Origin of the sequence: Sulfitobacter sp. M85, from assembly GCF_029285915.1 — a bacterium.
GTDB lineage: Bacteria > Pseudomonadota > Alphaproteobacteria > Rhodobacterales > Rhodobacteraceae > Sulfitobacter > Sulfitobacter faviae.
Map to the genome: position 1 here is coordinate 287,281 of NZ_JABECQ010000005.1, position 12,523 is coordinate 299,803.

Below are 12,523 nucleotides of genomic sequence, written 5' to 3' on the forward strand. Positions count from 1 at the left end.
GCGGCAAGATTTGGCCTATCGCCGTGCCAGCCGCCCCGCACATAACGCCCCGTCATCACAAGCTGCCTATTGTACTGCCGCCCCCTCCGCGCCACCCTGCCCGCAAAGGGGAGGCTTTATGACACTGAAAGACAAACACGCATTCATCACCGGCGGCGGCACAGGCATCGGCCTTGCCATCGCGCAGGACTTGGCCGCCAAGGGCGCGAAGGTCACCATTACCGGGCGGCGTCAGGAGGTGCTCGACGCCGTGTCAGGCAATGGCATCAGCGGCATGACGATGGACGTGCGCGACGAGGCCCAGGTCACCGAGACCATCGCCCGCGCGGTTGAGGCCAATGGCCCGGTGCAAATCTGCGTGGCCAATGCGGGCGTGGCAGAAGGCCGGTCCCTGCATAAAACCGACCTCGATTTCTGGCGTGACATGATGGCGACCAATCTCGACGGGGCCTTTCTCACCATCCGCGAGAGCCTGAAATCCATGCGCCAGACCGATTGGGGCCGGGTCATCGCCGTCTCCTCCATGGCCGGGCTGCGCGGCCTGCCGGGGGCGGCCTGCTACTCGGCCTCCAAACACGGGATGATCGGGCTGATCCGCTCGCTCAGCGAAGATTACATGGGCCAGCCGTTTACCTTCAATGCGCTCTGCCCCGGTTACGTCGATACCGAGATCATCGCGCGCAACACGCAGGCGATCTCCAAACGCGCCGGGCTGTCCGAGGAAAAGGCCCGCGATGTCATGGTTAATGCCAACCGCCACAAACGCCTGATCGCGCCCTCGGAAGTGGCCGCCGCGGCGGCATGGCTGGTCGGCGAAGGCTCCGAAAGCGTCAACGGCCAGTCGATCGAAATCGCTGGCGGGCAAATGTAGCGGCGTTAAGGTTGCTTTAACCAAGCTGCGCCAAGCTCAGGGCCATGAGAGACAGCCCTTCATCCCATGGCCCGAACAGCTATTTCTTTACCCTGCGCCTCGCGCGGCGCGATGATGATGCGCTGCTACGGCATATCACGGCCCTGCGCCAAGCGATGCGTGAGACTTTGGCGCGCAAACCCTTCCGGATTGATGCCATCGCCATCTTGCCGGATGTGCTCCATACGGTCTGGACCCTGCCGCCGAACGATACCGATTACGGCAATCGGATCGGCATGTGGAAGGGGCGGTTTTCCCGCCATCTCCCTCCGGCCCCGCATCGCAGTCTGCGGCAGATCAAACGGGGTGAGAAAGGGATTTGGCAGCGTCGATTCTGGGAGCATCGGATCCGTGACCCCGCGGATTTCGAACGGCATTGCAGTTTGGTGCACCTCAGCCCCGTGCATGCAGGCTATTGTGACCGTCCTGAGGCTTGGCCCTACAGCTCCTATCGCCACGCCTGCTCAGGTCCGGCAGCACCTCAGGACGCGAAAGCGGGGCCACTAGAGGAAGACGCGGTCTTGGATGAAGATGTGACGCCGCTGAATCACGCGGCCCAAGCTGTTGCGCCATTGAGCGGGCAGCACAGTTGAGAGGCGTTGAGGCTAGGCATCCGTTGGCGGCGCGATTGGGGTCGCGGGGGATTGACAGAACGACTGCGTCGCGATGCAGGCTGCCGCGGCTTGAGCAGCGCGGCGCGCGGTCATAGAGAGTGCAACGTGCGCGCCCCGGCGCCGCGTCCTACTGCGCGGCGGTCATCACCGGCATGGCCGATCCATCCGCCGCCCAAGCCCGCACCGCCGCGCCGAAATGTTCGAACAACGGGCGCGATACGGGGTCATTGGCCGCGTTCCACTCGGGATGCCACTGCACGGCGAGGGTAAAGCCCGGCGCGTCTTTGATATAGATCGCCTCGGGCGTGCCATCATCCGCGCGGCCGTCGATCACCACGCGCGGGCCGGGTTCCTTGATCCCCTGCCCGTGCAGCGTGTTGGTCAGCACTTTGGACGCGCCCATCACACGGTGGAACACGCCGCCTTCGGTAAAGCTCACGTCATGGCGCAGTTCAAATTTCTCTTCGATGGTGCCATCGGGGGGCATCCGGTGGTTCATTCGCCCCGGCAGATCGCGAATCTCAGGATAGAGCGACCCACCCATGGCGACGTTCACCTCCTGAAATCCGCGGCAAAGGCCGAGGAAGGGTTGGCCCCGCGCAACACAGGCCCGTACCAGCGCCAGCGCCACCGCGTCGCGCGCGCGGTCAAAGGCACCATGGGCCTCCGTCTCAGGCTCACCATATTCTTCGGGATGCACATTGGGGCGCCCGCCGGTCAGCAGGAAACCGTCGCAGACCTCCAGCAATTCCTCGACCGAGACAAAGCGCGGATCGCTCGGCACGATAAGCGGCAGACAGCCCGAAACCTCGGCAATCGCTTCGGTGTTCATCTGCCCGCCCGCGTGGACAGGGTATTGATCGTTCAGCAGGTAGGAATTGCCAATGATACCAACGACGGGTCGGGCCATGAGTTACCTCTTATTCACCATGGCCCGAACATAGGCGCTTCGCGCCGCGGTCTCAACCTCAGCTCTGCGCCTTCAGCTCCAACCGTCGCGCGTGCAGCACCGGTTCGGTATAGCCCGATGGCTGTTCGCGCCCCTTCAGCACCAGATCGCAGGCCGCCTGAAAGGCCACCCCGTCAAAGCCCGGTGCCATGGGGCGATAGCTGGGATCGTCGGCGTTTTGACGGTCCACCACGGCTGCCATTTTTTTAAGCGCGGCCTCGACTTCCTCTCGGCTGATGACGCCGTGATGCAGCCAATTCGCCAGCGCTTGGGCCGAGATGCGGCAGGTCGCGCGGTCTTCCATCAGGCCCACATCGTTGATGTCCGGCACTTTGGAACAGCCGACGCCCTGATCGATCCAGCGGACGACATAGCCCAGAATGCCCTGTGCGTTGTTCTCGATCTCGCGGGTGATTTCCTCACTGCTGAGGTTGCGGCCTTCCATCACCGGGATGGTCAGCAGCGCGTCGAGCGTGGCGCGTGCGCCGCCCTCTTTGATCTCTTCCTGCCGCGCCAAGACGTTAACCTTGTGGTAATGTGTAGCGTGCAGGGTAGCCGCGGTGGGCGATGGCACCCAGGCGCAATTGGCCCCGGATTGGGGGTGGCCGATCTTGGCCTCCAGCATCTCGGCCATACGGTCGGGCATGGCCCACATGCCCTTGCCGATCTGCGCCCGGCCCTGCAAGCCGCAGGCGAGGCCGATATCGACGTTGCGGTCCTCATAGGCGGCGATCCAAGCGCTGTTCTTCATCTCGCCCTTGGGCACCATCGGCCCGGCTTCCATACTGGTATGGATCTCGTCCCCCGTGCGGTCGAGGAAACCGGTATTGATAAAGGCCACGCGGTGTTTCGCGGCGCGGATACATTCCATGAGGTTGGCGCTGGTGCGGCGCTCTTCATCCATGATGCCGAGCTTCACGGTATACTGCGGCAGGCCGAGCGTCTTTTCCACATGGGTGAAAATCTCATCGGCAAAGGCCACTTCCTCGGGCCCGTGCATCTTGGGTTTCACCACATAGACGCTGCCGGTGACCGAGTTGCCGCCCGCGCGTTTGAGGTCATGAATGGCGATCAGCGTGGTCACCATGGCATCCATCAGCCCTTCGCCAATCTCGCGCCCCTCACGGTCGAGCACGGCGGGATTGGTCATCAGATGGCCGACATTGCGCACCAGCATCAGAGAGCGGCCCTTCAGCGTGACCTCCCCCTCCCCATGGGGCGCGGTATAGCGACGGTCCTCGGCCATGCGGCGGGTGACGGTCTGGCCGCCTTTTTCAAAGGTCTCGGCAAGGTCCCCTTTCATCAGGCCCAGCCAATTGCCATAGGCCAGCACCTTGTCTTCGGCATCCACCGCCGCCACACTGTCTTCGCAATCCATGATGGTCGAAAGCGCGGATTCGATGATCACATCCGCAACGCTGGCGGGGTCGTCCTTGCCAATGGCATGCTCGGGGTCGATCTTGATCTCGATATGCAACCCGTTGTTGCGCAAGAGGACCGCGTCGGGCGCCTCCGCCGCGCCTTGGTAGCCCGCGAACTGCGCCGGGTCGGCTAAGCCGCAGGGCGCGGCATCCTGCGCCATTACAGCTTCAAGCTGCCCGTCCACAACGCGGTAACCTGCCAAATCCGCATGGCTACCCGCCGAAAGCGGCACGGCGTCATCCAAAAAGGCTTTTGCCCGCGCCACCACCCGTGCACCGCGCTCCGCGTCATAGCCCTTGCCCACCGGCAGATCGCCCAGCGCATCGGTGCCATAGAATGCATCATAAAGGCTGCCCCAGCGCGCATTTGCGGCGTTGAGCGCGAAGCGTGCGTTGGTGATCGGGACGACAAGCTGCGGCCCGGGCACCTGCGCGATTTCGGGGTCTACATTCTGCGTTTCGATCTGGAACGCCGGCCCTTCGGGCAGAAGATAGCCAATCTCGCGCAGGAAGGCGGTGTAGCTTTCCGCGTCATGGGGCTGGCCTGCGCGCGCGCGGTGCCAGTCGTCGATCTTGGCCTGAATTTCGGCCCGTTTTTCAAGCAGCGCACGGTTCTTCGGCCCGAGGTCATGCACTAGGTCCGACAGCCCCGCCCAGAAGACATCCGCGTCCACACCGGTGCCCGGCAGCGCCGATCCTTCGATGAAGTCGACCAGCGCGGGCTCTACCTGCAAACCGTTCTTGTCAATTCTACCCGTCATTCTCCGCCCTCTCCCGCGCTGGATACCTTTGTGAAAGGTCTAGCAGAAAGGCAAAGCGGCGCAAGCGCGGGCAGGCAGGCGGTAGTGGCGCTAGTCGGCCACCGGCTCCGGGGTGGCGATCACCGGCTCGGCGTCCGCCGGGCCATCGACGGGCAGCACCTCACCTTCCGGCGAGGGGTCGGTGGTCTGCAACACCGCGTAGACGATACCGGCAATCATCAAGAGCGCCCCTGCGATGATCGCGGTTTTGATACCGATCAAAGCGGGGCGATGACGTTTCTTCTGCGTTTCGGTATCGGTGTCGGGGGCGGACATGGATACACCTCATTGCTCGAAGTTGGGGCAGCTCGGCTTGCAGGCCGCCTTCTGGAGACATAACATTTCCCAGACCAATTACGTTCCCGCGACTGGAGGCCCAATGCGCGACGCCACCCCCCAAACGATCTATCTCAGTGACTACCAGCCCTTCGGCTTTCTGGTGGATGAGGTGGCCCTGACCTTTGACCTCGATCCCCATAAGACGCGGGTCAAAAGCCGCATCGCCTTTCGCCCCAACCCGGCAGCGCAGGAGGCAGAGTTTTTCCTGCATGGCGAGCAACTCAAGCTTATCTCCGCGCAGATTGACGGCAAGCCGGTCACTCCGAAGGTGACAGAACGCGGTCTGACCTGCGATGTGCCCGACGGCCCCTTCATCTGGGAGGCCGAGGTTGAGATTGACCCCAAAGGCAACACCGCCCTCGAAGGGCTTTATATGTCGGGCGGCATGTATTGCACCCAATGCGAGGCAGAAGGCTTTCGCAAAATCACCTATTACCCCGACCGCCCCGATGTGATGAGCGTCTTCACCGTGACCATCAACGGTCCGCATCCCGTTCTGTTGTCCAACGGCAATCCCGTGGCGCAGGGGCAGAACCATGCCGAGTGGCATGACCCATGGCCCAAGCCTGCCTATCTTTTCGCGCTGGTGGCGGGCGATCTGGTCGCCCATTCCGACCGTTTCACCACCATGTCGGGCCGCGAGGTCGATCTGAACCTCTATGTGCGCCCCGGCGACGAAGGCAAATGCGCCTTTGGGATGGAGGCGCTCAAAGCCTCGATGAAATGGGACGAAGAGGTTTACGGTCGTGAATACGACCTCGACATCTTCAACATCGTCGCGGTGGATGATTTCAACATGGGGGCGATGGAGAACAAGGGGCTGAACATCTTCAACTCCGCCGCCGTTCTCGCCTCGCCCGAAACCTCGACGGATGATAATTTCGAGCGGATCGAAGCGATTATCGCCCATGAGTATTTCCACAATTGGACCGGCAACCGCATCACCTGTCGCGATTGGTTTCAACTCTGTCTCAAGGAAGGGCTGACCGTCTACCGCGACAGCCAGTTCACCTCCGACATGCGCTCTCCGGCAGTGAAACGCATCGGCGATGTGATCGACCTGCGCGCACGCCAATTCGCCGAGGATCAAGGCCCGTTGGCCCATCCGGTGCGGCCCGAAAGCTTTCAGGAGATCAACAACTTCTACACCGCCACCGTCTATGAGAAGGGCGCCGAGGTGATCGGCATGCTCAAGACCTTGGTGGGCGATGACGCCTATGCCAAGGCGCTGAACCTTTATTTCGAGCGTCACGACGGCGATGCGGCGACGATCGAAGATTGGCTGAAGGTGTTTGAAGACACCACGGGCCGGGATCTGACCCAGTTCAAACGCTGGTATTCGCAGGCGGGCACGCCGCGCCTTTCGGTGGTGGAGGCTTGGGATGCGGGCAAAGGCATCTTCACGCTGACCTTCACCCAGCACACCCCGCCCAGCACTGCCACGCCTGAGCCGAAACCGCAGGTTCTGCCCATCACCGTGGGGCTGATCGGCACAGATGGGGCCGAAGTGGCCCCCTCTCGCGTGTTGGAGATGACCGAATCCGAACAGAGCTTTACCTTCGACGGGCTGGATGCACGCCCCGTGGCCTCGGTGCTGCGCGGCTTCTCCGCCCCCGTGGTGCTTGCACATGACCTCTCAAAAGAAGAGCGGCTGCTTCTGCTGGCCCATGACAGCGATCCCTTCAACCGCTGGGAGGCCGGGCGCACTTTGGCGCGGCAGTCTTTGCTGGCGACGATCACCGAAGGCAGCGCACCGGATGCTGAATGGCTTGCCGCACTTCAAGCTGTACTCGGGGATGAGACGCTTGAGCCCGCCTACCGTGCCTTGATGCTGGGCCTGCCCAGCCATGCGGATTTGGCCAACACCCTCTATGACACGGGCACAACCCCGGACCCGGCCGCGATCCATCAGGCGGTGGAGGCCACGCGTGACGCCATGGCGCAGGCTTTTGCCTCAACCCTGAGTGAGCTTTACGACCAGCACATCGTCGACGCCCCCTACCAGCCGAATGCCGAGCAATCCGGAAAACGCGCATTGACCAATGCGGCCCTCGCCCTGCTCACCCGCGTGCAGGGCCCTGAGCGTGCGCAGGCGCAATACGATCAGGCGGACAATATGACCCAACAACTCAGCGCCCTCGCTGCTCTGCTGCGCGCGGGCCAAGGCGACAAGGCGCTGGCCGCCTTTGAGGCGCAGTGGCGGGATGACCGTCTGGTGATGGACAAATGGTTCGGGCTGCAAGTCAGCCAAGCCGCGCCGGAAGAGACGGCCGAAGTGGCGCGCAGGCTTACCGAGCATGCCGATTTCAATTGGAAGAACCCCAACCGTTTCCGCGCAGTCTTTGGCAGTCTTGCCATGCATCACGCCGGGTTCCACCATGAAAGCGGCAAGGGCTACGCCCTGCTGGCCGATTGGCTGATTAAGCTCGACCCCGTAAACCCGCAGACCACGGCGCGGATGTGCTCGGCCTTCCAGACATGGCGGCGCTACGACATGGCGCGGCAAGAGATGATCGAGACCCAACTCGACCGCATCCTCGCCAGCCCCGATCTCAGCCGGGACACCTCCGAGATGCTCAGCCGCATTCGCGGTGCCTGACACGCCTATTCAGACAGAGGGCATGGCGGCCTATACCTACCGCCGCCATGCCCGCAGCCGATCGGCCCTGTTGCTGTTGCCCGTGATCTGGCTGGCCCTCGCGGCGGCGTGGATCTGGCTTGACGCCTCGGGCTGGATCATCGGGCTGCTGGGGCTTTTTACCCTGCCCGCGCTATGGGAGGTCTTCAGCAACCCCGCGAGCGGCCTGACGCTCGACCAGAACAGCCTGTCGTGGTTCACCGGCAAACGGGATGCGAAAATCGCGCTGGCGCAGGTCGACCGGGTTCGGCTCGATACGCGCCTGGATATGTCCGTGCGCGCCACGGTCATTCTCCGCACCGGGCGCAAGATCAAACTGCCCTTTGAGGCCACCCCGCCGCACCGCGCATTGGAAGCCGCGCTTCAGGCGCGCGGCATCACGACGGAACGGCATCACTTCACGCTGATCCAGTAATCTAGGGACGGCTGCGGGGTCGAGTCGCGTTCAACGGTTTGCAATAGGACTGCCGCCGGAGCCAGCGAGACATATCCGCCCGTTTGGACGCGCTGCGCATCGGCCCCCAATCGGCCCCGACGCCGCGCCGCCCGTTTCCGGCGATCACCCCGTCGCGCGGCACGGTCGTGGCCATGATCCGTACCGCGCAACTCAGGTTCGCGGCCCCGTTCTTAAGCGCATCCCCACTGCCGACGTTACATTTATAGCCCCGCGCGGTGCCCGGCAGGATTTGCAACAACCCATACCAGCGGCCCCCGCCACCCACGGCCCAAGACCGATAGGTGCTTTCATGTTTGGCCAGCGCCGACATGAAGCCGACCCAAAAGGCCCTGCGCTGGCTGTCGGATGCCGTGGGATAGGCCGGGCACCACTCCGCCACATCACCGGGCACCATATCCACCAAGGGCTTGCCGTGGGACTTCAGCGCCGAGATCGCCGCGCGGGTCCAAAGCGAATGCCCCCGCATATGCTGCCAGCGCGTGCGCGGCAGGTTGCCCGGACGCGCGGGCGGGCGCAGCGTTGTGGTGAAGGGTGCGGTTTCAAGCGCGGGCGGTTCGTCCTCGGCCTCGACCTCGTCGGGGAAGGACAATGACGTGGCGGCGGTCTGCACCACGTTATCCACCTCCACCACCGGGGCGGGCTGTTTGGGCAATTCGGCCCAAATCATGGTGGGGCCGGCGCAGAGCAATAGGGCAATCATAGCAGGTTTCATGGCGCGCATAAGACCGCCCCAAAACGCGCTTGGCAAGCGCGGCAGGGGCGCGGGATCGGCAGATTTCCTCTGATCGGGAAACAGCGCCCGCCGCGCCGCCGGATTGTCGCGAAGGATTGCCCCCGCCTGCCCGACTGCGCTGCAGAATTTTCCCGAAAGCTCCGCACGCCGGACACGGTTCCGCCCCATTGCCCGGTCAAACCTAAATCATCGACAAACAGCAGGCAGGACCGGCCCCAGATGAAGAAACTCTCGCATATGATCCCGTCCGCCTTGCAAGGGTTCTTTGCCAAGCCCGCACCGCAAGCGCCCGAGTTCGAGCCCCTGGAAATGCCGCTCCTGCGCCGCCGTGCACCGCGCGACGCACTGCTGCGCATTTCCTGCCCCGACCCCACTGCCGAAGAGATGCAGCGCGACCGTCACCAGTACCGCGCGCAATGGCTGGTCCGCCAAGAACGCTGGGAGGAGATGGCAGAGCTTTTGCAGGAAGCCGACGATCACCGCGAGATGACACCGGGTGCGATGCCGGTGGCCGAGCTGATGGCCTTTGGCGCACGGGCGGATGTGATTCTCGCCGCGGAACACGCGCTTTACGACGGCAAACCGGCCAGTGACGCGCCCCTGATGGCTGGGATCGAAGCGCTGGAACATGTGCTGGAAGATCACGCCGGGAGCGCCATGATCGCCGCCATCGTGGCGCAGGCGCATATGGACATCGGCTGGGCGTGGCGCGGCACGGGCTGGGACAGCGACGTGCCCGCCCGCAACCATGCGGCCTTCGCCGCGCATTTTGAACGCGCGGAGCAAATCCTCGCACCATTCGACAAGGACATGGCTGCCTCGCCCCTGCTCGCGGCGACGCACTGTGCCCTGCTTGGGGGAACCGGCGGTGACGCCCGCGCCGTGGCGGACCGCTACGCGCGGCTCATCGACCTGAACCCCGCAAACCCGCGCCCCATGCGGGCCATGGGCAACCACCTTCTGCCAAGGTGGCATGGCTCATATGACCAACTCGAACTCGAAGCCCGTCGCACTGCCGCGCGGACCGAAGAGACATGGGGCGCGGGCGGCTATACTTGGGTGCAATTCGACGCGATCAGCTGCGATGCGCGGGCCTGTGCCAATCTTGACGTGCCGTTTTTCATCGAAGGGCTGCACGACATCCTCGCCCGCCGCCCCGATCCGCATACCGCCAACCTGCTGGCCGCCTATTGCGCCAGCGCCATCGGTCAGGCGGCAGAGACAGCGGATGCCGCCGGGGCCGTCCGGGCCGAGATCGCCGATTGCGCGCGTTGGATCGTGCGCGACCACATGACGGAACTGCACCCGATGCTCTGGGCCCATGCCGCGCGCGGCTTTGACAACAACCTGCGCGTCCGCTCTGCCCGGCGTTTCGCCGCCTCGGGCCGGGACGAGGCCATGCGCATCATCACCGGCCTGTTCCAACGTGAGATCGAAGCGGGCAAACGGGTCATTTTCACCGAAGGCCGCCGCCAGATTGCCGTGCCGGGCTAAGCCTGCCTCTTGAAGCGCGTGGTGCGCTCCAGTATGACCGGCCAAGTTCCAATTGACCGAAGGCGGCCGCGATGCTTGATCTGAGTTACGACACCCCGAAACCGCGCGTGATTGCCGGTGCCAAACATGACTGGGAACTGGTCATCGGGATGGAGGTGCACGCGCAGGTCGCGTCGAACGCGAAACTCTTCTCTGGCGCCTCCACCAAATTCGGCGCCGAGCCCAACAGCAACGTGGCCTTCGTCGATGCCGCGATGCCCGGCATGTTGCCGGTGATCAACGAATATTGCGTCGAACAGGCGGTGCGCACGGGGCTGGGCCTCAAGGCCGAGATCAACCTGAAGTCCGCCTTCGACCGCAAAAACTACTTCTACCCCGACCTGCCGCAGGGCTACCAGATCAGCCAGCTTTACGAGCCCATCGTGGGCGAAGGCGAAGTGCTGGTGGAACTGGGCGACGGCACCGCGCGCTTGGTCCGGATCGAGCGCATCCACATGGAACAGGACGCGGGCAAGTCGATCCACGACATGGACCCCAACATGTCCTTCGTCGACCTCAACCGCACCGGCGTCTGCCTGATGGAGATCGTCTCCCGCCCCGACATCCGCGGACCCGAGGAGGCCGCTGCTTATCTCGCCAAGCTGCGCCAGATCATGCGCTATCTTGGCACCTGCAACGGCGACATGCAGTCGGGCGCGATGCGCGCCGACGTCAACGTCTCGGTCTGTCGTGTTGGGCAATACGAGAAGTATCAGGAAACGCAGGACTTCTCGCATCTCGGCACCCGCTGCGAGATCAAGAACATGAACTCCATGCGCTTCATCCAGCAGGCCATCGAAGTCGAAGCCAAACGCCAGATCGCGATTGTCGAAGCCGGTGGCGAGGTGGTGCAGGAAACCCGCCTTTTCGACCCCGACAAGCAGGAAACACGCTCCATGCGCTCTAAGGAAGAGGCGCATGACTACCGCTATTTCCCCGATCCCGACCTGCTGCCGCTGGAAATCGAACAGGCATGGGTGGACGATATCAAAGCCAACCTGCCGGAACTGCCGGACGAGAAGAAATCCCGCTTCATCAAAGACTTCGGCCTGTCGGATTATGACGCCTCCGTGCTGACCGCCGATCTCGACAGCGCGGATTTCTTTGAGAAAGCTGTTTTAGCCGGAGTTCCTGAAGACGCAAAAAGTTCAATTCCATCGAATGCCATAGGTGTAGCGACCACCCTTAGTTCAAAACCATCAATTTCGGCATCAGAACTCGTTAAGAGAGGGAAAGCTGCGGCGAACTGGGTCATCAACGAACTCTTCGGGCGTCTGAAGAAAGACGACAAGGGCATCACCGAAAGCCCCGTCACCCCGGCGCAATTGGGCAGCATTGTTGACCTCATCGCCTCGGATGCGATCTCTGGCAAGATCGCAAAGGAAGTCTTTGAAATCACGTATACAACAGGACGCGAGCCGGAAGAGATCGTAGAGACTGAGGGCCTCAAGCAGGTGACCGACACGGGCGCCATTGAGACGGCAGTGGACGAGATCATCGCCGCCAACCCCGCGCAGGTCGAAAAGGCCCAGCAGAACCCGAAGCTGGCGGGCTGGTTCGTCGGTCAGGTGATGAAGGCCACGGGCGGCAAGGCCAACCCCAAGGCCGTCAACGAAATCGTGTCGCGCAAGCTCGCCCAGCAATGAGCGACACCCCGGCCCCCTTCCGTTCGGGCGAGATGACGGTTCTCCCCGAATGGATCGATTTTAACGGCCATTTGAACATGGCCTATTACAACGTCCTGTTCGATCAGGGCGTTGACCAAGCCTATGGCGAAATCGGTCTGGGGCCGGAGTATCAACGCACGGGTTGCACCACCTATGTGGCTGAATTCCACGTCCGCTACCTGCGCGAACTGCATGAGGGTGACCGCGTCTATACCACCTTCCAATTGCTCAACCATGACGAGAAGCGGTTTCACAGCTTTCAGGAACTGTGGCACGTCGACGGCTGGCTTGCCGCCACCGCCGAGGGGCTGACGCTGCATGTGGACCAGTCCGGCCCGCGTGTGGCCCCCATGCCGGACCATATCCTGACCCGTCTTGACGCGATGCGCCGCAGCCATGCCAAACTGCCCAAACCGGCGCAGGCCGGTCGCAGCATCGGCATCCGCCGCAAATCCGCCTGAA

11 protein-coding genes are annotated in these 12,523 nt (G+C 63.1%); 7 read left to right on the forward strand and 4 right to left on the reverse strand.

What is annotated here, in order from left to right; translation table 11 throughout:
• Positions 1–118 precede the first annotated feature (118 nt).
• Positions 119–871, forward strand: a complete 753-nt coding sequence (locus tag HKX24_RS12160; RefSeq protein ID WP_271693405.1) for an SDR family oxidoreductase — start codon at positions 119–121, stop codon at positions 869–871.
• A gap of 44 nt (positions 872–915) precedes the next feature.
• Entirely contained in the window at positions 916–1,503 is a 588-nt protein-coding gene (locus HKX24_RS12165; RefSeq protein WP_276154031.1) for a transposase, read from the forward strand.
• Positions 1,504–1,651: 148 nt separating this feature from the next.
• On the opposite strand, the gene HKX24_RS12170 is transcribed toward HKX24_RS12165, so the two are convergent.
• The 3 genes from HKX24_RS12170 to HKX24_RS12180 all read right to left on the reverse strand — a co-directional run bounded on the left by HKX24_RS12170 (position 1,652) and on the right by HKX24_RS12180 (position 4,970).
• On the reverse strand, positions 1,652–2,434 hold the full coding sequence (locus tag HKX24_RS12170) for a gamma-glutamyl-gamma-aminobutyrate hydrolase family protein (RefSeq protein WP_271693402.1): 783 nt from the start codon (positions 2,432–2,434) through the stop codon (positions 1,652–1,654).
• Between the two features lie 58 nt (positions 2,435–2,492).
• Entirely contained in the window at positions 2,493–4,655 is a 2,163-nt protein-coding gene (locus tag HKX24_RS12175; RefSeq protein WP_271693401.1) for a malate synthase G, read from the reverse strand.
• Positions 4,656–4,745: 90 nt separating this feature from the next.
• A complete protein-coding gene (locus tag HKX24_RS12180; protein ID WP_271693400.1) occupies positions 4,746–4,970 on the reverse strand; it encodes a hypothetical protein in 225 nt (74 codons plus the stop codon).
• Between the two features lie 103 nt (positions 4,971–5,073).
• On the opposite strand from HKX24_RS12180, the gene pepN reads away from it, so the two are divergent.
• Positions 5,074–7,632 (forward strand): aminopeptidase N, encoded by a 2,559-nt coding sequence (gene pepN / locus HKX24_RS12185; protein WP_271693399.1) that lies wholly within the window; start codon positions 5,074–5,076, stop codon positions 7,630–7,632.
• A gap of 22 nt (positions 7,633–7,654) precedes the next feature.
• Positions 7,655–8,086: a hypothetical protein gene (locus HKX24_RS12190; protein ID WP_271693398.1), complete on the forward strand. Its 432-nt coding sequence runs from the start codon at positions 7,655–7,657 to the stop codon at positions 8,084–8,086.
• Between the two features lies 1 nt (position 8,087).
• On the opposite strand, the gene HKX24_RS12195 is transcribed toward HKX24_RS12190, so the two are convergent.
• Positions 8,088–8,828 (reverse strand): transglycosylase SLT domain-containing protein, encoded by a 741-nt coding sequence (locus tag HKX24_RS12195; RefSeq protein ID WP_276154032.1) that lies wholly within the window; start codon positions 8,826–8,828, stop codon positions 8,088–8,090.
• 252 nt (positions 8,829–9,080) lie between these two features.
• Here HKX24_RS12195 and HKX24_RS12200 point away from each other — a divergent pair, with 252 nt between their 5' ends.
• The 3 genes from HKX24_RS12200 to HKX24_RS12210 all read left to right on the forward strand — a co-directional run bounded on the left by HKX24_RS12200 (position 9,081) and on the right by HKX24_RS12210 (position 12,522).
• Positions 9,081–10,355 carry a hypothetical protein gene (locus HKX24_RS12200; protein ID WP_271693396.1) on the forward strand — a complete coding sequence of 425 codons (1,275 nt, stop codon included), beginning with the start codon at positions 9,081–9,083 and terminating at the stop codon, positions 10,353–10,355.
• A gap of 71 nt (positions 10,356–10,426) precedes the next feature.
• Entirely contained in the window at positions 10,427–12,040 is a 1,614-nt protein-coding gene (gatB, locus tag HKX24_RS12205; RefSeq protein WP_271693395.1) for an Asp-tRNA(Asn)/Glu-tRNA(Gln) amidotransferase subunit GatB, read from the forward strand.
• Positions 12,037–12,522, forward strand: a complete 486-nt coding sequence (locus HKX24_RS12210; protein WP_271693394.1) for a thioesterase family protein — start codon at positions 12,037–12,039, stop codon at positions 12,520–12,522. The genes gatB and HKX24_RS12210 overlap by 4 nt, the downstream gene beginning before the upstream one ends.
• The last annotated feature ends 1 nt before the right edge of the window (position 12,523 follow it).

Excerpts from the sequence above, each read along its gene's own strand:
- HKX24_RS12160 (WP_271693405.1), top strand. The coding sequence starts at position 119 with ATGACACTGAAAGACAAACACGCATTCATCACCGGCGGCGGCACAGGC.
- HKX24_RS12165 (WP_276154031.1), top strand. The coding sequence starts at position 916 with ATGAGAGACAGCCCTTCATCCCATGGCCCGAACAGCTATTTCTTTACC.
- HKX24_RS12170 (WP_271693402.1), bottom strand. The coding sequence starts at position 2,434 with ATGGCCCGACCCGTCGTTGGTATCATTGGCAATTCCTACCTGCTGAAC.
- HKX24_RS12175 (WP_271693401.1), bottom strand. The coding sequence starts at position 4,655 with ATGACGGGTAGAATTGACAAGAACGGTTTGCAGGTAGAGCCCGCGCTG.
- HKX24_RS12180 (WP_271693400.1), bottom strand. The coding sequence starts at position 4,970 with ATGTCCGCCCCCGACACCGATACCGAAACGCAGAAGAAACGTCATCGC.
- pepN (WP_271693399.1), top strand. The coding sequence starts at position 5,074 with ATGCGCGACGCCACCCCCCAAACGATCTATCTCAGTGACTACCAGCCC.
- HKX24_RS12190 (WP_271693398.1), top strand. The coding sequence starts at position 7,655 with ATGGCGGCCTATACCTACCGCCGCCATGCCCGCAGCCGATCGGCCCTG.
- HKX24_RS12195 (WP_276154032.1), bottom strand. The coding sequence starts at position 8,828 with ATGATTGCCCTATTGCTCTGCGCCGGCCCCACCATGATTTGGGCCGAA.
- HKX24_RS12200 (WP_271693396.1), top strand. The coding sequence starts at position 9,081 with ATGAAGAAACTCTCGCATATGATCCCGTCCGCCTTGCAAGGGTTCTTT.
- gatB (WP_271693395.1), top strand. The coding sequence starts at position 10,427 with ATGCTTGATCTGAGTTACGACACCCCGAAACCGCGCGTGATTGCCGGT.
- HKX24_RS12210 (WP_271693394.1), top strand. The coding sequence starts at position 12,037 with ATGAGCGACACCCCGGCCCCCTTCCGTTCGGGCGAGATGACGGTTCTC.